This is a genomic window from Mycolicibacterium brumae (assembly GCF_025215495.1).
Classification (GTDB): domain Bacteria; phylum Actinomycetota; class Actinomycetes; order Mycobacteriales; family Mycobacteriaceae; genus Mycobacterium; species Mycobacterium brumae.
In genome coordinates, this window is record NZ_CP104302.1 from 3,129,448 (window position 1) to 3,153,245 (window position 23,798).

The window sequence follows — 23,798 nt, forward strand, 5'->3', positions numbered from 1 at the left end:
AGGCACGACCATGTCAGAGAAACCCCTACTGGTCGAAATGACCCTGGCCCAGCTGCCGGTCGGCGTCAGCGCGCGCATCGTGGGACTGGCGCCCGGCGCGCCCGAGGACGTGACCACCCGGCTGCGCCACCTCGGCTTCCGGGCCGGCAACCTCGTCGAAGCGCGCCGGAAGGCGCCGCTGAACGACCCGGTGATGTACCGCCTGCTCGGCTACGACATGTGCCTGCGCGCGCATGAGGCTCGCTACATCGCGGTTGTGGGGCTGAAATGACCGCGCCGTGCCACGGGTCCGGCGCCGTCGTCGAACCCCCCAAAGGCCTGAATCGGATCGCCCTGGTCGGCAGCCCGAACGCCGGTAAGACCAGCGTGTTCAACAATCTGACCGGAATGCGCGCCCGGACCGGCAACTACCCGGGCGTCACCGTCACCCGCACCCTCGGCGTGGCCCGCTGCAAGGGCGCCGACGGCAACACCGTCGAGGTGTCCATCGAAGACCTGCCGGGCGCCTACAGCCTGCACCCGGTCAGCCCCGACGAGCAGATCGTCGCCGACGTGCTGCACGGCAAGATCGCCGGCATCGAGGCCCCGGACGCGATGGCCGTCGTCGTCGACGTCACGGTGCTGGAGCGGTCGATGTCGCTGGTCGCGCAGGTGCTCGCGCTCGGCAAACCGACCATGGTGATCCTGACCATGATCGACGAGCTCGCCGCCCGCGGCGGCCACATCGACGTCGACGGCTTCTCCAGCGCGCTGGGGGTGCCGGTGGTGGCGGTGGTCGGCAGCCGCGGCAAGGGCTTCGGCCCGCTGCGGGAGAAGCTCGCCGCGCCCGGCCAGTGGCAGACCGCGCCGGTCGCCCCGCCGCGGGACGACGACGAATTCAACGCCTGGATCACCTCGGTGCTCGACGCCGCGAAATACCGCGCGCCCGAACCGGATTCGCGCAGCGCCCGGATCGACAAGCTGCTGCTGCACCCGGTGTTCGGAACGCTGACCTTCTTCGTGGTGATGTTCCTGTTCTTCCAGGTCATCTTCACCGTCGCCGCGCCGCTGCAGGACCTCGTCGAAGTCGGGATCGGCTGGATCGGCGAAGCCGTGGGCGGGCTGATCCCGAACGACATGATCGCCGGGCTGGTCCAGGACGGCATCATCGGCGGCGTCGGCGCGGTGCTGGTGTTCATCCCGCAGATCACCCTGATGTTCCTGCTGATCGCGATCCTGGAGAACGTCGGCTACATGTCGCGGGCCGCGTTCCTGGTCGACCGGATCATGTCCATCACCGGCCTGGAGGGCCGCGCGTTCGTGGCCATGCTGTCCTCGGTGGCCTGCGCAGTGCCCGGCATCATGGCCACCCGCACCCTGCCGTCGTCGCGGGACCGGATCGCCACCTCCATGGGCGCGCCGCTGATGACCTGCTCGGCGCGCCTTCCGGTCTACATTCTGCTGATCGGCCTGCTGGTCGACGACACCGCCAAATTCGGCCCGTTCTCCATGCAGGGCGCGGCGATGTTCGGCATGTACATCCTCGGCGGGGTGTCGGCGATGGTGGCCGCGGCGATCTTCAAATCGCGGGTGCTCGGCGGCGAACTGCTGCCGTTCTACATGGAGATGCCGCCCTACCGCTTCCCGGCCATCAAGTCGGTGCTGCTGACCATGTGGGACGCCACCAAGGCGTTCCTGCGTCGCGCCGGCACCATCATCCTGGCGACCACCATCATCCTGTGGTTCCTGCTGAACCTGCCGACCCGCACCGCCGAGATCGTCGGCATGGACGAGGAACAGGCCTCGGCCTACGTGCTGGACAACTCCTGGGCCGCCAGCATCGGCAAGTTCATCGCGCCCGTCTTTGAGCCGCTGGGCTTCGACTGGCGCATCGCGGTCGGGCTGATCGGCGCGATGGCCGCCCGTGAGGTGTTCGTGTCCACCATGGGCCAGATCTTCGCTGCCGTCGACCCCGAGGATCCGTCCACCCAGCTGGCCAACGCGGTCTGGCTGGACGGGCCGATGGCCGGGACGCCGCTGTTCACCACCGCGACGGTGGTCGCGCTGCTGATCTTCTTCGCCTACGCGCTGCTGTGCATGTCGACGGTGGCGACCATCCGGCGCGAGACGAATTCCTGGCGCTGGCCGCTGGTGGCGTTCACCTACATGCTGGTGCTGGCCTGGGTGGCGGCCTTCGCCGCCCGGCACATCACCTTGTTCTTCACCGGATGATGACGATGACCGCCGTCGCACTGCACCCGCAGTCCTCCGGGGATCCCCGGATGCTGCGCTGGGTCACCTCGTCGCAGCTGCCGGCCGCGCTGCCCGCGCTGGACCAACTGGTCGAGCAGGGAGTGTTGGACCGCGGCGAGATCGGCCCCGGGGAGATCCGCACCTGGCTGGCCGACGGCCGGTCCTGGGCGGACGCCGGGCCGGTGGTGCGCACCGCGCTGTTCACCGCGCTGCGCGACCTGCCGCCGACCGCGGAACTGGCCCCGGCGGAACTGCGACGGCGCGTCGTCGAACTGATCGAGCGCGATGTCGAACCGTACGCCGCCTCGCACGGCGGGGGCATCACCGTGGAGTCCATCGACGACGGGGTGCTGACGGTGTCGATGTCCGGCGCGTGCAAGGGCTGCGCGCTGGGCCACAAAACCCTCGACGACCTGGTCCGAGAGACCGTGACCGCGCACTTCCCACAGATCACCACTGTGCGGGCCACCAACCCCAAGCGGTCCTGGTTGTCGCTGGGCATGCCGTCCCGGCGCGGATCCGGTCGATGATTTCCGGCCGCGACCGGCGGACAAATAGGATCGGGAAACGGCCTCCGGGGACGCGTCTGCGTCCCCATCAGCCTGGGGGCGAGCTGAAGGACGCGATCACATGGGACTGCTGTCCACACCACTGCGGGTAGCCCAATTCGCCGCCGGCGTCGCGCTGCTCGGCGGCGACGCCGCGATCAAGACCGGCCGCGACGTCACCGGCGCCGTGGTCGGCGCGATGCTCGCACCGCTGCCCGAGGCCGCCAACCTGGCCAGGGACGCGGCCGGCATGGTCGTCGAGGCGATGGCCGGACCACCGGTTCGGCGCACCAGCAGCCACGGTGACCGCCGCTGGATCGAAGTCCGCGGCCTGGCCGGCGACAACGGCGCCCGCATCGCCGAGGAGGTGCTGGCCTTCCTCACCGACACCGTCGGTGTGACCGGCGCCGTCATCAACGGCGCCACCTCCCGCGTCGTGGTCACCGTCGTGCCCGACGGGCCGGACGCCCGCGCGCTGGCCGCGGTGGTCGCCGAGGCCGAGGAGTACGCCAACGGCGCGCCGGTTCGAGAACTGCCCACCACGCTGCCCGGCGACGACGCCGCGCTGGCCGCCCGGGTGCTGTCCGCGTCGGTCGCCACCGTCGGCCTGGGCGTCGGCACGGCAGCCGCCGCGGCGCTGCGGATGACCCGGCTCACCCGCGCCATCTCCGCCCCGGTCGCGCTCGCCGGCTACTCCCCCAGTGTGCGGCGGCTCATCCACGAGCAGCTCGGGCACGACGGCGCGGAGTTGGCATTCTCGCTGGCCGGGGCCGCCGCCGGCGTGCTGACCGCGGCGCCGGCCGGGCTGGCCAACGAAGCCCTGACCCGGTGGATGCAGGCCGCCGAGACGCTGACCACGCGGTCCGGCTGGGGGCGCGCCGAACAGCGGCTGGCCGAGCAGGCCTTCCGCGCCCCCGACGACCATCACCCGGCCGAGCCGGTGTTCGCCGGCGACGGCGTGGGCGACAGCTACGCCGACCGCTCCGCGGCGATCGGAGTGGCGGCGGCCGCCATCGTCGGACTGGCCAGCCGGAACACCGATATGGCCGGCGCCGCGGCGCTGACCGCGGCGCCCAAACCGGTGCGCAGCACCCGGGAGTCCTTCGCGATCGCGCTGGGCCGCGGCCTGACCGGTCGGCACGGCGCGCTGATCATGCGCCCGTCGGTGCTGCGCCGCCTCGACGTGATCGACACCGTGCTGATCGACCCGCGGGTGCTCTACACCGACGAACTGTCGGTCACCCGGATCAACGGCGTGCCCGCCGAGCGACGCGCCACGGCCTGGGAGGCCGCCCGCGCCGCGCTGGCCGACGGCGCACTGGGCGCCGGCTGGCACAAACTGTCCCGGGTCAAGGGCGCCGGCCGCGGGGGCGAGGCGCTGATCAGCCCGGTCCGCGACCCGCTGGCCGCGGCACTGGTCACCGAGGCCCGCCGCGTCGGGGTGAAGGTGGCGACGCTCGACGACGAGGGTCTGCGGTCCCTCGGGCAGGGATTCGACCGGCTCTTCGAGCACACCTGTGACGTCGACTCCGCGCTGGCCTCGGCGCTGGCGCAGTTGCGCGCCGACGGCGCCCGGGTGGCGGTGCTGACCGTCTCCGCGGACATCGCCGCGCTGCCTGCCGAGTTGACCGTCGGGTTGTGGCGCGCCGGCGCCGTCCCGCCGTGGGGCGCGGATCTGCTGCTGCCGGACCTGAGCGCGATGTGGCGGCTGGTGCACGCGCTGCCCGCGGCCCGCCAGGCCGCCAAGCGCGGCGTGCAGGCCGCCGCCTCCGGTTCGGCGCTCGGCGCCCTGATGCTGATCCCCGACGTGCCGGGCAGCGGCCCGGCGTCGGTGAACACCGCGGCGATGGCGGCGCTGTTCACCGGGTACCGGATCGGGGCGAAGGTGTTCGACGATCCGTTGCCGCACCCGGAGTCCGGCCATGATTGGTACGCCCTGCCGGTCGACGAGGTGTCCCGGCTGCTGCCCCGCCCGGCGCGCGACGACCACCCGGCGGCCGAGGCGCCCGGCGTTCCGCTGGCCGGCGCGCTGGCCGCCCCGCTGCGACCGGTGGTCTCCGCCGTCGACGCCGGCCGGGGGCGGGCCCGCGAGCTGTTCGACGCGATCCGCGAGGATCTCGACGACCCGATCACCCCGATCCTGGCCACCGGCGCGGCGGCCACCGCGCTGCTGGGCTCGCCGTTGGACGCGGCGCTGGTCGCCGGGGTGCTGCTGCTCAACACCGGCATCTCCGCGCAGCAGTCGGTGCACGCCGAACGCACCCTGGCCGAGCTGCTGGCCGTGCAGGAGCCGATGGCCCGACGGCTGGTCGGGGCGATCGGCGAACGTGATTTCGACATGGTGCCGGCCGGCGCGCTGGAGCTGGGCGACCTGATTCTGGTGGTCTCCGGTGAGGTCGCGCCGGCCGACGGCCGGATTCTGGTGGCCGAGTCCGCCGAGGCCGACGAGTCGGCGCTGACCGGTGAGTCGCTGCCGGTGGCCAAATCCGCCGACGCCACCCCCGGCGCTCCGCTGGCCGAGCGTTCCGGGATGCTGTTCGCCGGCACCACCCTGGTGACCGGGCGGGTCACCGCCATCGTGACCGCCGTCGGCGCCGGAACCCAGATAAACCGGGCCACCGCCATGCAGGCCCGCAAGGCGCGCAAGGTGGGTCTGCAGGCGCAGCTGTCGCACATCACCAACAAGGCGCTGCCGTGGAGCATCGGCGGCGGCGGGCTGGTCGGACTGCTGTCGCTGCTGCGCGGCAACCCGCTGCGCCAAGCGGCCGCCTCAGGGGTGGCCATCGGCGTCGCCGCGGTGCCCGAGGGACTGCCGCTGGTGGTGACGATGGCCCAGTTGGCGGCGGCCCGTCGGCTCACCGGGCAGCACGTGCTGATCCGCAACCCGCGCTCCATCGAGGCGTTCGCCCGACTGGACGTGGTGTGCTTCGACAAGACCGGCACGCTCAGCGAGAACCGGCTGCAGGTGACCGCGGTGAGCGCGGCGCCGGGCGTCGACGACGCCGAGGTGCTGGCCGCGGCCGCCAACACCGTGCTGGTCCGCAAGGGCAAGCGCATCGACCACGCCACCGATGAGGCGATCCGGGTCCGCGCGACCGAGCTGGGCATCAAGATCGGCGGGGCCGACGCGCAGCTGCCGTTCCAATCCGACCGGCCGTTCGCGGCGGGCGTCGTCGGCAACCGGCTGTCGGTCAAGGGCGCCCCGGAGGCGATCGTCGGCGCGCTGGCCGGCGACGACCCGTTGACCCCGCTGATCGAGGAGATGGCCGCGTCCGGGCTGCGGGTGATCGCGGTGGCCGAGCGGATGCTGACCGACGCGGAGGTGAACGCGGCGATCTCCGACCAGGCCGAACTGGTCACGCTGTGCCGGTCCGGGTTGAACCCGCTGGGCGTCATCGGCATCGCCGACACTCCCCGCCCGACCGCCCGCCCGCTGCTGGAGGAGCTGCAGGGCCGCGGCATCGGGGTCCGGCTGATCACCGGTGACCACCCGGTCACCGCCGGCGTCATCGCCCGCGATCTGGGCATGGCCGTCACCGGGATCATGACCGGCGACGAGTGGGAGAAGCTGACCACCGACGGACGCCTCGACGCCGTGCGGCGCTGCCAGGTGTTCGCTCGGATGGCCCCGGAGCACAAGGTCCAGGTGGTGCAGGCGCTGGAGGCCGCCGACCTGGTCACCGCGATGGTCGGCGACGGCGCCAATGACGCCGCGGCGATCCGCGCGGCGACGGTCGGCGTCGGCCTGGTGTCCAGCGGCAGCGACCCGGCGCGCTCGGCGGCCGACGTGTTGCTGCTGGACGGGCAGATCGACGCGCTGCTGGTCGCCATCGATGAGGGCCATCAACTGTGGCGCCGCGTGCAGGCCGCGGTGTCGATGCTGGTCGGCCACAACCTCGGCGAGGTCAGCTTCGCGCTGATCACCAGCCTGCTGACCGGGCATCCGGCGCTCTCGGCGCGACAGATCCTGCTGATCAACATGCTCACCGACGCGCTGCCGGCGGCGGCGCTGGCGGTCAGCCCGCAGCTCGGCTCCGGACTGGCTGATTTCGACGAGTCGGCGCTGTGGCGGGCCATCTACATCCACGGCGCGTCGACCACCGTCGGCGCCTCGCTGGCGTGGGCGATGGGCCGGATGACCGGACGTCCGGAGCGGGCCGCGACGGTCGGCCTGGCCGGGCTGGTGCTGACGCAGCTGTTCTCGATCGTGACCGAGTCGCACGGCCCGCTGGTGGTGGCCACCAGCGCCGGCACCTTCGTGTTCATGGCCGGGGTGATCTCGATCCCCGGCGTCAGCCACCTGTTCGGCTGCACTCCGCTGGGGCCCGTCGGCTGGGGTCAGGCGGCGCTGGCCGCCGGCGCCGCCACGGCGTTCGCCAAGGCGGCGCCGGAGCTGACCGAGCGGATCGGCCAGTGGGCGCGGGAGCACCTGGAATCCGGCGCGGAGTCAGAGAGTGTGGCGGAAGTCGGCGACCCGGCCGATGCTGACCCGGCCGAGGACGGCGACCCGTCCGATGCTGGTGATCCGGCCGAGGGTGCTGCGCCGGCAGCGAATATGGGCGAGGCGGAGTGATCTGTGGTCGGTGACTGCGGGCAGCACGGACCGCGGGGACGCGTCACCAGCGGTGACGGGATGTCCTCAGTCGTCGATGACGAGAACTCCGGCGCGAACGAGCAGCGCATAGAGTTCGCGGATGGGCGGGGTGAGCAGCTGGACACCCGCGCTGAGCAGCGTGTCCGGGCTCATCGCCGCCTTGATCTCGCTCATGAGGGAAGCCTAACCGAATGGTCGGCGAAATGTCAGTGGCAAATGACCGAACGGAGACGAAAATGTTGGATTCGGCGAAATCGTTCGTCGATGAGCACCGCGACATCAGCAAATTGGTGTCCGAGGCCGAGCGGTTCTCGGTCCAGCTTCCGCTTCTCGGCAAGGTGGGGGTGCCCTCCCCGCGCCAGCTGGCGTTCTACGGAGTGCTGGGCGGACTGGCCGCGCTGCAGGTCATCGACTGGCCGGTGGCTGTCGCCGTCGGCGTCGGGCACCTGGTCACCACCCGCACGCTGACCCAGCGGGTGGAGGCCGCCGAGGCCGAGGTCGCGCACACCGAGGAGCTGCTGGAGCAGGTGCAGGCCGCGGTTGAGGAGCCCGTGACAGAGTCGGCCGCGAAGGTGGCGGCGACGAAGGCGCCGGCTGCGAAAGCTGCCGCGACGAAGGCGCCGGCCAAGAAGGCTGTCGCCAAGGCGCCCGCCAAGAAGGTAGCGGCGAAGAAGACGCCGGCCAAGAAGGCCGTCGCCAAGAAAACGCCGGCCAAGCCCGCGAAGGAAACCCCGACAACCGAGTAGAGCCCAACCGGCGCCGCGCGGGTCGCCATGGTGGTCCATGCGGAACGCCTGGGCGAAAAATCGGCGATCTATCGCCATAGCGATCCACACGGAGCGGGCTGCACACGCGGCGTGGCACTCACCAGCCACCCCGATCCCAGCAGCACCGCCGCCCCCAGCAGCACCACGGCCCCGGCCACGGCGCAGCCGTGAGAGGCCCTGCGGCTACATGGCCGAGCGATCCTCGACGCCGCTGCCCGACTGCGCAGCCCAGGCCTTCGCCAATCGCGCCAGAATGGCAGCGGTCCCGTCGCGGCAGGTGAACTGGAGAATGATCCAGCCCATCTCCCGCATCGCGTCCACCCGCCGGATGTCGTAGGTCAGCTGCTCGATGTCGGTGTGGTGTTCGCCCTGGTACTCATAGCCGATCTTCCGATCGCGCCAACCCCCGTCGACGTGTCCGATCTCCGCTCCGAAGTCGTCGTAGACAATGCACTGCGCCTCCGGCCACGGGTAGCCCGCCTTCAGGAACAGCAGCCGCAACCAGGTCTCCTTGCGGGATTGGGCGGCCCCGTCGACGAGCGCAATCGCCTTCCGCGCCCGCACGATCCCCTTGCGGCCGGCGTGCCGCGGCAGCGCCGCCAGCACATCTGCGCGGGTCCGCTTGGTCGCGCGAAGCAATGCGTCGATCGCCGGGATCGAGACTTTCGGTGGGAACCGGCAGGCCAGGTCGATCGCGGTGCGGATGGGGTTGGTGACGCGGATGCCGTCGATCAGCCAGATCTCGTCGTCGAGGACATCATCGCGCCACACCACGATCCCCCGCTCCGGACGGTGGTTTTCATCGATGACGCACGCCGGTTGGTCCGAGTCGATCCATCGCGCCCCGTGCATCGCGGCAGCCGAGAACCCCGCCAACACCCCGCGCCGACGGGATCGCAGCCAGGCGGCCTTCGCGCGCAGCACCGGCGTCGGCTCCGTGCCGACCGTGACATAGACACCCCAGTGGATTGCCATGTACCGGGTTCGCAGCTGGTGGCGCGTAATCCCGGCGGCGAGCGCCTCCGATCCGACGAAAGGTTCCTCCATGGGCGGAGTCTTCGCGGAGCCGCCGACGATCGCACTTCAGGATTCCGCCGGGTTGTGCACAACCGCGCCGTGCGGATCGCCTGGGCGAAATAACGCCCAGAAATCGCCAACGGCTTCCGCGTGGAACAACTTGGCGACGCGGTGTGATCAGTGTCGGACTCCGTTGGCACGATGGTTCCATGACCGGTCCGCGCGATTCGCTGTCGCGCTTCTCACCGCTGACCCGGGAGTGGTTCACCGCCGCCTTCCCCGGGCCGACGCCCGCCCAGGAGCAGGCCTGGGCGGCGATCGCCGACGGGGACAACACCATGGTCATCGCGCCGACCGGATCCGGCAAGACCCTGGCGGCGTTCCTGTGGGCCATCGACGAACTCGCGCGGGAGAAGGCGGCCGCGGCCGACCCGGGCACGCCGAAGACCCGCGTGCTCTACATCTCCCCGCTCAAGGCGTTGGCCGTCGACGTGGAGCGCAACCTGCGCACCCCGCTGGCCGGGATCACCCGAACCGCCGAGCGCCACGGGCTCACCGCGCCGGACATCACGGTGGGGGTGCGTTCCGGGGACACGCCACCGCACCGGCGTCGCGAGCTGATCACTCGGCCGCCGGACATCCTGATCACCACCCCAGAGTCGCTGTTCCTGATGCTCACCTCCGCGGCCCGCTCCACCCTCACCGAGGTGGAAAGCGTCATCGTCGACGAGGTGCACGCGGTGGCCGGAACCAAACGCGGCGCACACCTGGCGGTGTCGCTGGAACGCCTGGACGCCATGCTCACGCGGCCCGCCCAGCGCATCGGGCTGTCTGCCACGGTCCGACCGCCCGAGGAGGTGGCCCGGTTCCTGTCCGGGGCCCGCCCGGCGCGCATCGTGGCTCCACCGGCCGCCAAGACCTTCGACCTCGACGTGGTGGTCCCGGTGCCGGACATGGCCAACCTGGACGCGGGCTCACTGTGGCCGGATGTCGAGGAGCGCATCGTCGACCTGATCGAGGCGAACAATTCCACCATCGTGTTCGCCAACTCGCGGCGGCTGGCGGAGCGATTGACCTCCCGGATCAACGAGATCCACGCCGAGCGCGCCGGTGTCCAGCTCGGCGCCCACAATCCGATGGTGGCCGGCGGCGCTCCGGCGCAACTCTTGGGCAGCGGCCAGACCTACGGCGCCGATCCCGTGCTGGCACGGACGCATCACGGCTCGGTGTCCAAGGAAACCCGGGCCGAGGTCGAGGAAGCTCTCAAGAGCGGGACACTGCGCGCGGTGGTGGCCACCTCCAGCCTGGAGCTCGGAATCGACATGGGCGCAGTCGATCTGGTGATCCAGGTGGAGTCCCCGCCGTCGGTGGCCAGCGGCTTGCAGCGCATCGGTCGGGCCGGGCATCAGGTCGGCGAGGTCAGCCGAGGCATACTCTTCCCCAAGTTCCGCAACGATCTGATCGGTTGCGCGGTGACGGTCACCCGGATGCGCGCGGGTCAGATCGAGACGCTCAAGGTCCCGGCCAATCCGCTGGACGTGCTGGCCCAGCACACCGTCGCGGCGTGCGCGCTGGAGCCGATCAGCGCCGACGAGTGGTTCGACACGGTGCGCCGCAGCGCCCCGTTCGCGGCGTTGCCGCGCAGCGCGTTCGAGGCGACGCTGGACCTGTTGAGCGGCAAGTATCCGTCGACCGATTTCGCCGAGCTGCGGCCTCGGCTGGTCTACGACCGCGATGCCGGCACGTTGACCGGTCGGCCCGGCGCGCAACGGCTGGCGGTGACCTCCGGCGGCGCCATCCCGGACCGCGGGATGTTCACCGTGTATCTGGCCTCGGACACCGAAAAGCCTTCCCGGGTGGGCGAACTCGACGAGGAGATGGTCTACGAGTCCCGACCGGGTGACGTCATCTCACTCGGCGCGACGAGCTGGCGGATCTCCGAGATCACCCACGACCGGGTGCTGGTGATCCCCGCGCCCGGTCAGCCGGCCCGGTTGCCCTTCTGGCGTGGCGACAACGTCGGGCGCCCCGCCGAATTGGGGGCGGCGATCGGCGCGTTCATCACCGAGATGGCCGCCCTCGATGACGACGAATTCCGGTCACGGTGCGCCGCAATCGGTTTCGACGATTACGCGACCGACAATCTGCGTCGGCTGCTCGACGAGCAGCGTGCCGCCACCGGGGTGCTGCCCGGGGACCGACAGCTGGTGGTGGAGCGCTTCCGCGACGAACTCGGCGACTGGCGGATCATCCTGCACTCGCCCTACGGACTGGGGGTGCACGGTCCGCTCGCGTTGGCGGTCGGGGCGAGGATCTTCCAGCGGTACGGCATCGAGGAGAAGCCGACCGCCTCCGACGACGGGATCATCGTGCGGTTGCCGGCCGCCCCGCCGGATGTCGACGCCAACCCGCCCGGCGCGGAGATCTTCGTCTTCGAGCCCGACGAGATCGAGGAGCTGGTCACCGCGCAGGTCGGCGGGTCGGCGCTGTTCGCGTCCCGGTTCCGGGAGTGCGCGGCCCGCGCGCTGCTGCTGCCGCGCCGCGACCCGGGCAAGCGTTCCCCGCTGTGGCATCAGCGCCAGCGCGCCGCCCAATTGCTGGATGTGGCGCGGCGCTACCCGGATTTCCCGATCGTGCTGGAAACGGTCCGGGAATGCCTGCAGGACGTCTACGACGTGCCGGCGTTGACACAGCTGATGGCGATGATCGCCGGCCGGGGCGTGCGGGTCACCGAGGTGCGCACCGAAACGCCGTCGCCGTTCGCGGCGGCGCTGCTGTTCGGCTACGTCGGGGCGTTCATGTACGAGGGCGACAGCCCGCTGGCAGAACGCCGCGCCGCGGCGCTGTCGCTGGACACCACGCTGCTGGCCGAGTTGCTCGGCCGGGTGGAGCTGCGGGAGCTGCTGGATCCGGACGTGGTGATGGCCACCGCTCGCGCGCTGGGGCGCCTGACACCGGAGCGTCAGGCGCGCGACGCCGAGGGGGTGGCAGACCTGCTGCGGGTGCTGGGACCGCTGACCACCGCCGAGATCGCCGAACGCTGCGCCGCGCCCGACGAGGCCCCCGACCAGCTCGAGCAGTTGCGCTCGGCCCGACGGGTGCTGCCGGTGTCCTATGCCGGGCAGAGCTGGTGGGCGGCGGTCGAGGACATCGGCCGGCTGCGCGACGGCGTGGGCGTGCCGGTCCCGCCCGGGGTGCCGGCGGCGTTCACCGAACCCGTGGCCGACCCGCTCGCCGACCTGCTGGGCCGCTACGCCCGCAGCCACGGCCCGTTCTCCACCGCGGAGGCCGCCGCCCGCTTCGGTCTGGGCCTGCGGATCGCCGGCGATGTGCTGAGCCGGCTGGCCGCCGATCACCGGCTCATCCGCGGTGAGTTCACCGACAGCCCAACCGATTTCCCGGGCGCCGAGCAGTGGTGCGACGCCGGAGTGCTGCGGGTGCTTCGCCGGCGGTCGCTAGCTGCGCTGCGGGCGCAGATCGAACCGGTCAGCACCGCCGCCTACGCCCGGTTCCTGCCGTCCTGGCAGCAGCTCGGCACCGCCGACGGCCCCGATGGGTTGCTGTCGGTGATCGAGCAGCTGGCCGGGGCGCCGCTGGCCGCCTCCACGGTGGAGCCACTGATTTTCGGGCAGCGGGTGCGGGACTACTCCCCCGCCCTGCTCGATGAGTTGTTGGCCTCCGGCGAGGTGCTCTGGTCCGGCGCGGGCGCCCTGCCCGGCGGCGACGGCTGGGTGTGCTTCCACCTGGCCGACACCGCCGCTCTGACGCTGCCCCCACCCGAGGAGCTGGAGCTCACCGAGACCCACCGCGAGCTCCTGGACGCGCTGTCCGGGGGCGGGGCGTACTTCTTCCGCCAGCTCGCCGGGGCCAATGAGTCCGAGGCCAAAGACGCGCTGTGGCAACTCATCTGGTCCGGGCGCGTCACCGGGGACACCTTCGCTCCGATGCGGGCCCGGCTGGGCGGCTCCGGGCGCCAGCCCCGCGCCGCGGCGGCCCGGGCACGCCGCCGGCCGCCGCGGCCGGGCCGCTTCGGTCTGGCGGCGCCGGCGGCGCGCGGCGTCGACGCCACGGTGGCCGGTCGCTGGTCGCTGCTGCCCGAACCGGAACCGGATCCCACCGTTCGCGCCCAGTTTCAGGCCGATCTGCTGCTGGCCCGACACGGCGTGCTGACCCGCGGCGCCGTCGCCGCCGAGGACATCCCGGGTGGTTTCGCCCTGCTGTACAAGGTGCTGTCCGCCGCCGAGGAGGCCGGCCGCTGCCAGCGCGGCTATTTCGTGGAATCCCTTGGTGGGGCGCAGTTCTCGTCGGCGTCGACGGTGGACCGGCTGCGTGGTTTCGCCGACCCGCTGCAGGAGCCCTCCGGTCCGCCAGAAGGACTCGCGCTGGCCGCGACCGATCCGGCCAATCCGTATGGCGCGGCGTTGAGTTGGCCAGCGCGCGCCGACACCGAGGGGTCGCACCGGCCGGGCCGCCGGGCCGGCGCGCTGGTGGTGCTGACCGACGGGGAACTGACCTGGTTCGTCGAGCGCGGCGGCAAGTCGCTGCTGAGCTTCACCGACGACGAGGGACGGTTGGCCGCCGCCGCGGCGGCGCTGGCCGCGCTGGTGGCCGACGGGCGGGTCGCCGGACTGTTGGCGGAGCGCGTCGACGGGTCGCCCGCGCTGGATCCGCGCGCGGGCGGCTCGGCGGCGGCGCTGGTGTCGGCCGGGTTCGCGCGCACCCCGCGTGGCCTGCGGTTGCGGCGGTGACCGATGCCCGAGGGTGACACCGTCTGGCGGACCGCACGCGCGCTGCACGACGCGCTGGCCGGCAAGGCGCTGACCCGCTGCGACATTAGGGTGCCGCGCTTCGCCACCGTGGACCTGACCGGGGAAACCGTCGACGAGGTGATCTGCCGCGGGAAGCATTTGTTCATCCGGACCGGCGCGGCGAGCATCCACTCGCACCTGTCGATGGAGGGCGCGTGGCGAATCGGCCACGCGCGGGTGGCCGAGCATCGCATCCGCGCGCTGCTGTGCGCCGGTGACGTTCGGGCCGCCGGGGTGGACCTCGGGCTGCTGGAGGTGCTCAAACGTTCCGAGGAGATGTCGGCGGTGGCTCACCTGGGTCCGGATTTGCTGGGCCCGGACTGGGATCCGGAGCTCGCGGCGGCGAATCTGGCCGCCGAGCCGGACCGGGCCTTGGCGCCGGCGCTGCTGGACCAACGCAACCTGGCCGGCGTCGGCAATGTGTACGCCAACGAGTTGTGTTTCATCGCCGGTGTCGCGCCGGACTCCCCGGTGGGCTCGGTGGCCGACCCCGCTCGGCTGGTGCGGCGCGCTCACCAGATGTTGACGGCCAACCTGTCTCGCGCCCAGCGGGTGACCACCGGGGACACCCGGCGAGGTCGCGAGCTATGGGTGTACGGGCGGGCCGGGCGAGACTGCCGTCGCTGCGGGACCGCCATTGTCACCGCGACCGTCGGGCAGCGGGTGAGCTTCTGGTGCCCGTCCTGCCAGCGCTGAGGCCGGGAACGCAGAACGCCCCGCCGGTGAGGGCGGGGCGTCCTGGGTTGTGATGGCTAGCCGATGGCCTTCACCTTGTACGGCTTGACGTAGGGCTCGCCCGGCACGTGGACGATCTGGCCGGCTTCCTCGGCCGCCTTCTTGGCCAGGTACTCGGCGCGGATCTGCTTCTTGTCGACCTTCGGCTTGCGCTCGCCGACGCCGCCGAGGCCCGGGGGCAGGGCCAGCTTGCAGATCTTCTTCACCACCGAGCCGAACTGCTTGTGGATCGGGCCGGTGTTGTAGGGGATGCCGTAGCGGTCGCAGATGTCCTTGACCTCGACGGAGATCGACTCGTACCGGTGCGCCGGCAGATCCGGGAACAGGTGGTGCTCGATCTGGAACGACAGGTTGCCGCTGAAGATGTGGAACCACTTGCCGCCGGAGATGTTCGCCGAGCCCAGCACCTGGCGGAAGTACCACTGGCCGCGGGTCTCGTTGCGGGCCTCTTCGATGGAGAACTCGCTGGTGCCCTCGGGGAAGTGCCCGCAGAAGATGATGGTGTAGGACCACACGTTGCGGATCAGGTTGGCCAGGCCGTTGCCGAGGAACACCAGCGGCGCGAACGGGCTGGCCAGCAGCGGGAAGGCGACGTAGTCCTTGAGGGTCTGGCGTCCGACCTTGCCCCAGATCTCGCGAATGACTTCCTTCTTCTCCTTGAAGGGGAATTCACCGTCGCGGACCCGCTCGGTCTCCAGCTCGTGCAGGGCCACGCCGTACTGGAACAGCACCATCAGCAGGAACGCGTAGAGCGGGTTGCCGAGGTAGTACTTCTGCCACGGCTGGTCCGGGCTCATCCGCAGGATGCCGTAGCCGATGTCACGGTCCAGGTCGACGACGTTGGTGTAGGTGTGGTGCATGTAGTTGTGGGTGTAGCGCCACTGCTCGGCGGGGCAGGCGTTGTCCCACTCGAAGACCTGGCCGCGCAGGGCCGGGTCGCCCATCCAGTCGTACTGGCCGTGCATGACGTTGTGGCCGATCTCCATGTTGTCGAGGATCTTGGCCGCGCCCAGCATGCCGGCGCCCACCAGCCAGAACGGCGGGATGATGGACAGGAACAGCGCCGCGCGTCCGCCAACCTCCAGCTTGCGCTGCAGCTTCATGATGTTGCGGATGTACTCGGCGTCCTTCTCGCCCAGATCGCCCAGCACCCGCTCGCGGATGGCGTCCAGCTCGCGGCCGAACTCCTCCATCTGGGTGCGCGTCATCCGGACGGTGACGTCGCCAACCTGCTTCTCGAAGACCTCTTCGGGCACGAGAACCTCGGCGGTGTCGTCAATGTGGATCGGTTCTGCAAGGGCAGTCATCTCACGAAATCCTTTCGGGGAGTTTGTTCGGGGGGGGGCGGTTAGAGCTCGACGTCGACGTCGCCGCAGGGCACGGTGACGCAGATCTGGATTTCTTCGGCTTCGGCGTTGGAGACGGCGCCGGTGTTCAGGTTCTTCACCACGCCGCGGGACTTGAGCTTGGTGCAGCCGTGGCAGATGCCCATCCGGCAGCCGAACTCGGGCTTGAGACCGGCGGCCTCGGCCTGCTCCAGCAGGGTCTTGCCGTCGTCCTCGACGAAGACGTCGCTGTCGACGAAGGACACCAGTCCGCCGGAGGCTTCGCCCGGGGTGAAGCTCGGGGGCACGAAGCTCTCCGAGCGCGCCTCCGGGTGCACCTCGCGGACCGCATTGACCAGGGCGCCCGGGCCGCAGACGTAGACCGCCTCCGGGTGCGCCATCGCGGTGGCGAGGTGGTCGGCGTTGACGTGGCCGACGAGGTCGCCGTCGTCGGAGCGGGTGAACCCGAACAGCACGGTGGCGGCGCCGGCTGCGGCGACCGCCCGCAGCTCCTGGGCGTAGGCCAGTTCGTCGCCGGTGCGGGCGTAGTGCACGAAGGCGACCTCGCCGGTGTGGCCATTGGCGCGCAGGGTGCGCAGCATGGCGATCATCGGGGTGATGCCGCTGCCGCCGGAGACCAGCAGGATGCGACGGGCGGCGGGGTCCAGGACAAAGTCGCCGGCCGGGGCGCCGATGCCGAGCACCATGCCGGGGCGGGCGTTCTTGTACAGGTGGGTGGAGACCAGGCCGCCGTCGTGCAGGCCGACGGTCAGCTCGATGGTCGCGGTGTCGCCTTCGGCGTTGACCGGCGAGTAGCAGCGGCTGTGCCGGCGACCGTCGATCTCGACCGAGACGTTGACGTGCTGGCCGGCCCGAAATTTGGAGAACAGCTGTTCTCCGAGTCCGTTGGGGGTCAGGGTCAGGGTGACGCTGCGCGGGGTCTGCCAGCGCACGGCGGTGATGGTCGCGCGACCTTCCTTGTGGGTCCAAGCGGGGTCGACGACCTCAGTGAAGCTGTCCACGCCTTGCGGCCAGGTCAGCACCTTCATCAGGGAAGACTCCAGGACGCGCTCCCGGAGGCGGGGGCTAAGCATTTCGGTGAACATGTGTACACAATGCGTCAGGGGCCCCGGATGCGTCAATGGAAACGCGCCGGATTGTGTTAGCGTTCACATTCAGTGGACAGTCGTACACCGTCATCGCATACCGGCCGCGCGAAGCGCCTCCGGGAGTCTCGCGCGCGCGCATCCGAGGAGCGCAAGTCCAAGGAATCCGAACGCCGCGTCTCCAAGGAGCGCCGTGTCACGGTCTCCCGCGACGAACGCAAGGGCGCCACCCGTCGCGCGATCCTGGACTCGGCGCTGGACCTGCTGGCCGAGCGCAGTTTCACCGCGCTGAGCCTGCGCGAGGTGGCCCGCGAGGCCGGCATCGCGCCGACGGCGTTCTACCGGCACTTCGACTCGATGGACGCCCTCGGTTTGGTGCTGATCGACGAGTCGTTCCGCAAGCTGCGCGAGATGCTGCGCGGGGCGCGCACCGGCCAACTGGATCCCAAGCGCATCATCGACTCCTCCATCGACATCCTGATCAAGGGCGTCAAGCAGGACCCGGAGCACTGGCGGTTCATCGCGCGCGAGCGACACAGCGGGGTGGCCACCCTGCGGCACGCGATCCGCGCCGAGATCCGGGTGATCACCTCCGAGCTGGCCATCGACCTGGCCCGCATCCCCGGGCTGAACGGCTGGACCCACGACGATCTGAACATTCTGGCCAGCCTGATGGTGAACGCGATGATCTCCATCGCCGAGGCCGTCGAGGACGCGTCGGATCCGGCCAGCGTGGAGGACATCCGAAACACCGCGGTCCGGCAGCTGCGGATGATGATGATCGGCGTGTTCAACTGGCGCAGCGGCGGCAACCCGTCGGCCAACGAGCTCTTCAGCCGCGGCCCGCAGGCCACCGGCTAGACCTGCCGGTCGCTGGCGAAGCCGAGACTCCGACCGGTCAGCGGATCCTCGAACTCCAATGTCTGCGCCAGCAGTGACAGCGGGGTGGAGAAGTCGTCCGGGGCGACGTCGATCACCTCGGGGTACAACGGATCCCCGCTGATCGGCAGGCCGAGGGAGGCCATGTGCACCCGGAGCTGATGCGTCCGGCCGGTGCGCGGGCTGAGCCGGTAGCGCCCGTCACCGAGGTGCTCAACCAGAGTCTCAGCATTCACCTCCCCGGGTTCCTCGTAGGCCTGTAACCGGCTGCGCTCCTTGACAATCCGGGAGCGCAGCCTGATCGGAAACTCCAGCGACGGGTCCACCCCGGCGCGGGCCAGGTACACCTTGCGCACCTCGTCGCGGGAGAACAGCATCTGGTACGCCCCGCGCACCTCGCGGCGCACGGTGAACAGCAGCACCCCGGCGGTCAGCCGGTCCAGGCGGTGCGCCGGGGAGAGTTCCGGCAGCTCGAGCTCGCGGCGCAGCCGCACCAGCGCCGTCTGCGCGACGTGCGAGCCGCGCGGCATGGTGGCCAGGAAGTGCGGCTTGTCGACCACCAGGATGTTCTCGTCGCAGTGCAGGATCGGGATGTCGAACGGGACCTCGACCTCGTCGGGGAGGTCGCGGTACACCCACACGCAATCACCCTCGGCGGCAACGGCATCCGCCGCGAGCACCGAGCCGTCGTCGGAGAACACCTCGCCGGCAAGGACTTTCGAACCCGCGGCTTCCCCGAAGCGGCGGGTCAGCTCGTCACGAACGCCACCGCCCAGAAGCCGGACCCGGGTCGGCCCGACCCCGTCGCGCGCCGGAAGCGGGGCGACGCGTCGCCGCCTCACGACCGCGGCAGCGGCACCGGCTCGAGGATCTCCGCGCGCGCCTCCGGCGCGGCCACCCGCAGCGCGTCGGCGGAGGCGTCGTCGGGCTGGGTCTGGGACAGCACCTCGGCCTCCACCCGGGCGATGTAGGTCTCGACCTCGCGGTCGACGTCCTCGGCGCTCCAGCCCAGGATCGGGGCGACGATCTGGGCGACCTCACGGGCGCACTCCACGCCGCGGTGCGGGTACTCGATCGCGATCCGCATCCGGCGGGCCAGGATGTCCTCCAGGTGCAAGGCCCCCTCGGCCGCCGCGGCGTAGGCCGCCTCCACCTTCAGGTACACCGGCGCCTCGGTGATCGGCTCCAGCAGCTCGGGGTCGCTCGCCGCCAGCTCCAGCACATCGCCGATCAGCGAGCCGTAGCGATCCAGCAGGTGCCGCACCCGGTACGGGTGCAGCCGGAACGGCTCCCCCACGTGCTGGGTCTGGTTGACCAGCGCGAAGTACCCGTCGGCGCCCAGCAGCGGCACCTTCTCGGTGATCGACGGCGCGACCCGGGTCGGCACGAATTGGGCGGCCATGTCGATCGCGTCGGCGGCCATCACCCGGTAGGTGGTGTACTTACCGCCGGCGATCGCGACCAGCCCCGGCGCGGAAACCGCCACCGCGTGCTCGCGGGACAGCTTCGAGGTCTCGTCGCTCTCCCCGGCCAGCAGCGGCCGCAGGCCGGCGTAGACGCCGTCGATGTCGTCGTGGGACAGCGGGGTGGCCAGCACCGTGTTGACCCGCTCCAGGATGTAGTCGATGTCGGCCTTGGTGGCCGCCGGGTGCGCCAGGTCCAGGTTCCACTCGGTGTCGGTGGTGCCGATGATCCAGTGCGTGCCCCACGGGATGACGAACAGCACCGACTTCTCGGTGCGCAGGATGATCGCCACCTCGCTGACGATCCGGTCCCGCGGCACCACAATGTGCACGCCCTTGGACGCGCGCACCCGGAATCGCCCGCGCTGGCGCGACAGCGCCTGGATCTCGTCGGTCCACACCCCGGTCGCGTTGATCACCACGTGCGCCCGGGCTTCGGTGACCGCGCCGTCCTCGGAGTCGCGCAGCTTCACCCCGACCACCCGGTCGCCCTCGCGCAGCATGCCGACCACCTGGGTGGAGGTGCGGACCACCGCGCCGTAGTGGGCGGCGGTGCGCGCGACGGTCATGGTGTGCCGGGCGTCGTCGACGACGGTGTCGTAGTAGCGGATGCCGCCGATCAGCGAGCTGCGCTTGAGGCCCGGCGCCAGGCGCAGCGCGCCGGCGCGGAACAGGTGCTTCTGGGCGGGCACCGATTTCGCGCCGCCGAGCTGGTCGTAGAGGAAGATGCCGGCGGCCACGTACGGCCGCTCGGTCCACCGGGTGGTCAGCGGGAACAGGAACGGCAGCGGCTTGACCAGGTGCGGGGCCAGCGTGGTCAGCGACAGTTCGCGTTCGTGCAGGGCCTCACGGACCAGGCCGAACTCGAGCTGCTCCAGATAGCGGAGTCCGCCGTGGAACATCTTGGAGGACCGGCTGGAGGTGCCTGAGGCGAGGTCGCGGGCCTCGACGAGGGCGACCTTGAGACCGCGGGTGGCGGCGTCCAGGGCGGCCCCGGCCCCGACCACCCCACCGCCGATCACCAGGACGTCGAACTGCTCGCTGCCCAGGCGATCCCAGTTCTGCTTGCGTTGCGCCGGGTCGAGCATCGAACTCGGTAGCGGCTCGCTCACGGATGCACCCCTTGTTACTCGTCGGTACGGGCGTCAGCCTAATCCAGATCGTCGTGGGCCATCAGCCGCCGCGCCGCCTCCACGATCGACCCGGACAGCGACGGGTACACCGATAGCGTCTGGGCCAGGTCGGCGACGGTGATCCGGTTCTGCACGGCCAGCGCGATCGGCAGGATCAGCTCGGAGGCGATCGGCGCGACCACCACGCCGCCGATCACGGTGCCGGTGGCGGGCCGGCAGAAGATCTTGATGAAACCGTGCCGGAGCAGGCTCATCTTGGCGCGGGCATTGCTGTTCAGCGGCAGCATGATGGTGCGGGCCGGCACCGACCCGTCGTCGATGGAACGCTGCGGGATCCCGACGGCGGCGATCTCGGGCCGGGTGAACGTCGCCGACGCCACCGTGCGCAGCCGAATCGGGTTCACCCCTTCGCCGAGCGCGTGATACATCGCGATGCGGCCCTGCATGGCGGCCACCGACGCCAGCGGCAGCAGCCCGGTGCAGTCGCCCGCGGCGTACACCCCGGACGCGCCGGTGCGCGACACCCGGTCCACCGGGATGTGCCCGGACCGGGCCAACTCGACGCCGATCGCCTCCAGGCCCAGCCCGGCGGTGTTCGGGGTGGAGCCGATGCTCATCAGGGCGTGGCTGCCCTCGACGGTGCGGCCGTCGGACAACTCGACGCGGATGCCGTCGTCGGTGCGCACCACCGCGTCGGCGCGGCCGTTCTTGACCAGCTTGACGCCGCGCTCGGCGAACACCTCCTCCAGCACGGCGGCGGCGTCGGGGTCCTCGTGCGGCAGGATCAGGTCGCGGCTGGCCACCACCGTGACCTCGACGCCGAGTTCGGTGTAGGCGTTGCAGAACTCCGCGCCGGTCACGCCGGAGCCGACGATCACCAGGTGTTCGGGCAGTTCCTGCAGGCTGTAGAGCTGTCGCCAGGTCAGGATGCGTTCCCCGTCGGGCACCGCGTTGGGCAGCACCCGGGGGCTGGCGCCGGTGGCGATCAGCGCGACGTCTGCCTTGAGGATGGCCACCCGGCCCTCCGGGGTGGTGACCTTGATCCGGTGATGCGCCATACCGGGCTCGGTGTCCACGAATTCACCGCGGCCGCGCACGAGGGTGACCCCGGCGTTGGTCAACTGCGTGCCGATGTCCACCGACTGGGACACCGCCAGGGTCAAAGCGCGGCGGTTGATCTGCGGCAACGTGATCGGGGCGTCCTCGATGCCGATGTCATAGCCCAGGCCCTCGGCGCGGCGCAGCTCGGTGCGCACCCCCGTCGAGGCGATGAACGCCTTGGACGGCACGCAGTCGAACAGCACGCACGCGCCGCCGAGGCCGTCGGAGTCCACGACGGTCACGTGCACCTTGTCCGGCCCGCAGCCCGCGGCCACCAGCGCGGCCTCGTATCCGGCCGGCCCCCCACCGATGATGACAATCCGGGTGATCACGACGATCAACCTAATGCCTGAACGCCTCGGCCACCGGCCAACGAGGTCGGGTCACGGTGTTTAAGATCAGCGAGTGCCGCTGTACGCCGCCTACGGGTCCAACATGCATCCCGAACAGATGCGGGAGCGGGCTCCGCATTCCCCGATGGCGGGCACCGGCTGGCTGCACGGCTGGCGGCTGACCTTCGGCGGCGCGGACATCGGCTGGGAAGGCGCGCTGGCCACCGTTGTGCAGGATCCGGGCTCGCAGGTGTTCGTGGTGCTCTACGACATGACCCCCGAGGACGAGAAGAGCCTGGACCGCTGGGAGGGCTCGGAGCTGGGCTTCCACAAGAAGATCCGCTGCCGGGTGCACCGCGAAACCTCGGACACCACGACGGATCCGGTGCTGGCCTGGCTGTATGTGGTCGACGCCTGGGAGGGCGGGCTGCCGTCCGCGCGCTACATCGGGGTGATGGCCGACGCCGCCGAGATCGCCGGGGCGCCCGCGCAGTACGTGCACGACCTGCGCACCCGCCCGGCGCGCAATATCGGGCCCGGAACCCCGGGCAACACCTAGACGAAAGCCGCGCTCTGCTCGACGACGCCGACGAACGCGCGCACGCCGATGGCCAGGGCCCGCTCGTCGATGTCAAAGTTCGGCTGGTGCAGGTCCAGCTGCGGCCCGATCCCGCTCCACACGCCGAGGCGCGCCATGGCGCCCGGCACCTCTTCCAGGTACCAGGAGAAGTCCTCGCCGCCGCCGGACTGCCGGGTGTCGGCCAGTGCCTCGGGCCCGACGGACTCGATGGCGTGGGTGAAGATCCGGGTGCTGATCTCGTCGTTGACCACCGGCGGCACCCCGCGGGTGTAGGTCAGGGTGTGCTCGACGTTCAGGGTGGCCAGTTGAGCGGCCACCACCTCGCGGACCAGCGCCTCCATCTCCCGCCAGGCCTCGCGGCTGGCGGTCCGCACCGTCCCGGACAGGGTGCCGCTCTGCGGGATGGCATTGGCGGCCATCCCGGCGTTGACCGCGCCCCACACCATCACCGTGGAATCGCGCGGGTCCAGCCGGCGCGACAGCACCCCGGGCACCCCGGTGATCAGCGCGCCCAGCGCATAGACCAGGTCCCCGGTCAGGTGCGGCCGGGAAGTGTGCCCGCCCGGGGAGGCCAGGGTGACGCTCATCCAATCCGCGGCGGAGGTGATCGGGCCGGGGGTGATGGCCACCTTGCCGACGGCCAGCCGCGGGTCGCAGTGCAGCGCGAAGATCCGGGACACCCCGTCCAGGGCGCCGGCGGCGATCGCGTCTAGCGCGCCGCCGGGCATCAGCTCCTCGGCCGGCTGGAACACCAACCGCACCGCGACGGGCAGCGCAGGCGCCGCGGCCAGCGCCAGACCGGCCCCCAACAGGATCGCGGTGTGCGCGTCGTGGCCGCAGCTGTGCGCGACGCCGGGCACCTCGGAAGCGAACGCCAGCCCGGTGTTCTCCAGCATCGGCAACGCGTCCATGTCGGCGCGCAGCGCGATCCTTGCCAGATAGTCGGGGCCGATATCGCAGGTCAGACCGGTGCCGCCGGGCAGGATCTTCGGCGCGAGACCGGCCGCCGTCAACGTCTCGTAGACGAAGGCGGTGGTGGCGTGCTCCTGGCGGCCCAGCTCCGGGTGAGCGTGAATGCGACGACGCCAGCTGACCACGTCGGCGCAATGCGCAGCCAGCCAGCTCTCCGCGCTGTCGGCCAGACTCATTCCCGCAGTATTTCACCTCGCGTCCGGCGA

General features: G+C 71.1%; 17 protein-coding genes. 9 read left to right on the top strand and 8 right to left on the bottom strand.

What is annotated here, in order from left to right:
- Window positions 1–10 precede the first annotated feature (10 nt).
- The 4 genes from L2Z93_RS15190 (at window position 11) to L2Z93_RS15205 (ending at window position 7,353) form a co-directional block, all read left to right on the top strand.
- Window positions 11–271 (top strand): FeoA family protein, encoded by a 261-nt coding sequence (locus L2Z93_RS15190; protein WP_234786053.1) that lies wholly within the window; start codon window positions 11–13, stop codon window positions 269–271.
- Window positions 268–2,211 carry a ferrous iron transporter B gene (feoB, locus tag L2Z93_RS15195; protein ID WP_090587453.1) on the top strand — a complete coding sequence of 648 codons (1,944 nt, stop codon included), beginning with the start codon at window positions 268–270 and terminating at the stop codon, window positions 2,209–2,211. Before L2Z93_RS15190 ends, feoB begins: the two co-directional genes overlap by 4 nt.
- A 5-nt stretch (window positions 2,212–2,216) precedes the next feature.
- Entirely contained in the window at window positions 2,217–2,762 is a 546-nt protein-coding gene (locus tag L2Z93_RS15200) for a NifU family protein (protein WP_162561883.1), read from the top strand.
- 100 nt (window positions 2,763–2,862) lie between these two features.
- A complete protein-coding gene (locus L2Z93_RS15205; RefSeq protein WP_099541333.1) occupies window positions 2,863–7,353 on the top strand; it encodes a cation-translocating P-type ATPase in 4,491 nt (1,496 codons plus the stop codon).
- 66 nt (window positions 7,354–7,419) lie between these two features.
- Here the strand turns inward: L2Z93_RS15205 and L2Z93_RS15210 are convergent, their stop codons facing one another.
- Window positions 7,420–7,548 (bottom strand): Rv1535 domain-containing protein, encoded by a 129-nt coding sequence (locus tag L2Z93_RS15210; protein WP_237674040.1) that lies wholly within the window; start codon window positions 7,546–7,548, stop codon window positions 7,420–7,422.
- Between the two features lie 62 nt (window positions 7,549–7,610).
- Here L2Z93_RS15210 and L2Z93_RS15215 point away from each other — a divergent pair, with 62 nt between their 5' ends.
- A complete protein-coding gene (locus L2Z93_RS15215; protein ID WP_090587459.1) occupies window positions 7,611–8,120 on the top strand; it encodes a hypothetical protein in 510 nt (169 codons plus the stop codon).
- Between the two features lie 204 nt (window positions 8,121–8,324).
- On the opposite strand, the gene L2Z93_RS15220 is transcribed toward L2Z93_RS15215, so the two are convergent.
- On the bottom strand, window positions 8,325–9,188 hold the full coding sequence (locus tag L2Z93_RS15220) for a hypothetical protein (protein WP_090587464.1): 864 nt from the start codon (window positions 9,186–9,188) through the stop codon (window positions 8,325–8,327).
- Between the two features lie 179 nt (window positions 9,189–9,367).
- On the opposite strand from L2Z93_RS15220, the gene L2Z93_RS15225 reads away from it, so the two are divergent.
- Together L2Z93_RS15225 and nei2 are read left to right on the top strand one after the other, a co-directional pair.
- Window positions 9,368–13,906 carry an ATP-dependent helicase gene (locus L2Z93_RS15225; protein ID WP_090587467.1) on the top strand — a complete coding sequence of 1,513 codons (4,539 nt, stop codon included), beginning with the start codon at window positions 9,368–9,370 and terminating at the stop codon, window positions 13,904–13,906.
- A gap of 3 nt (window positions 13,907–13,909) precedes the next feature.
- The gene (gene nei2, locus L2Z93_RS15230) at window positions 13,910–14,662 is read left to right on the top strand and encodes an endonuclease VIII Nei2 (RefSeq protein WP_090587470.1); all 753 of its coding nucleotides are present in this window, start codon (window positions 13,910–13,912) and stop codon (window positions 14,660–14,662) included.
- A 56-nt stretch (window positions 14,663–14,718) separates the two neighbouring features.
- Here nei2 and L2Z93_RS15235 read toward each other — a convergent pair whose 3' ends face one another.
- Together L2Z93_RS15235 and L2Z93_RS15240 are read right to left on the bottom strand one after the other, a co-directional pair.
- Window positions 14,719–15,909, bottom strand: coding sequence for a fatty acid desaturase family protein (locus tag L2Z93_RS15235; RefSeq protein WP_090587637.1), 1,191 nt, complete (start codon window positions 15,907–15,909; stop codon window positions 14,719–14,721).
- Window positions 15,910–16,049: 140 nt separating this feature from the next.
- Window positions 16,050–17,132, bottom strand: a complete 1,083-nt coding sequence (locus tag L2Z93_RS15240) for a flavin reductase family protein (protein WP_090587472.1) — start codon at window positions 17,130–17,132, stop codon at window positions 16,050–16,052.
- Window positions 17,133–17,204: 72 nt separating this feature from the next.
- On the opposite strand from L2Z93_RS15240, the gene L2Z93_RS15245 reads away from it, so the two are divergent.
- Entirely contained in the window at window positions 17,205–17,993 is a 789-nt protein-coding gene (locus tag L2Z93_RS15245) for a TetR family transcriptional regulator (protein ID WP_090587474.1), read from the top strand.
- Here L2Z93_RS15245 and L2Z93_RS15250 read toward each other — a convergent pair.
- The 3 genes from L2Z93_RS15250 to L2Z93_RS15260 form a co-directional block, all read right to left on the bottom strand.
- On the bottom strand, window positions 17,990–18,853 hold the full coding sequence (locus tag L2Z93_RS15250; protein WP_090587476.1) for a pseudouridine synthase: 864 nt from the start codon (window positions 18,851–18,853) through the stop codon (window positions 17,990–17,992). The two genes, L2Z93_RS15245 and L2Z93_RS15250, sit on opposite strands and share 4 nt — an antisense overlap.
- A complete protein-coding gene (locus L2Z93_RS15255; protein ID WP_193438904.1) occupies window positions 18,850–20,562 on the bottom strand; it encodes a glycerol-3-phosphate dehydrogenase/oxidase in 1,713 nt (570 codons plus the stop codon). The genes L2Z93_RS15250 and L2Z93_RS15255 overlap by 4 nt, the downstream gene beginning before the upstream one ends.
- A 62-nt stretch (window positions 20,563–20,624) precedes the next feature.
- Window positions 20,625–22,040, bottom strand: coding sequence for an NAD(P)H-quinone dehydrogenase (locus L2Z93_RS15260; RefSeq protein WP_090587640.1), 1,416 nt, complete (start codon window positions 22,038–22,040; stop codon window positions 20,625–20,627).
- 73 nt (window positions 22,041–22,113) lie between these two features.
- Between L2Z93_RS15260 and L2Z93_RS15265 the strand changes: the two genes are divergently transcribed.
- Window positions 22,114–22,599, top strand: coding sequence for a gamma-glutamylcyclotransferase family protein (locus tag L2Z93_RS15265; RefSeq protein WP_090587480.1), 486 nt, complete (start codon window positions 22,114–22,116; stop codon window positions 22,597–22,599).
- Here the strand turns inward: L2Z93_RS15265 and L2Z93_RS15270 are convergent.
- Window positions 22,596–23,768 (bottom strand): amidohydrolase, encoded by a 1,173-nt coding sequence (locus tag L2Z93_RS15270; RefSeq protein ID WP_090587482.1) that lies wholly within the window; start codon window positions 23,766–23,768, stop codon window positions 22,596–22,598. The genes L2Z93_RS15265 and L2Z93_RS15270 overlap by 4 nt on opposite strands.
- Between the last annotated feature and the right edge of the window lie 30 nt (window positions 23,769–23,798).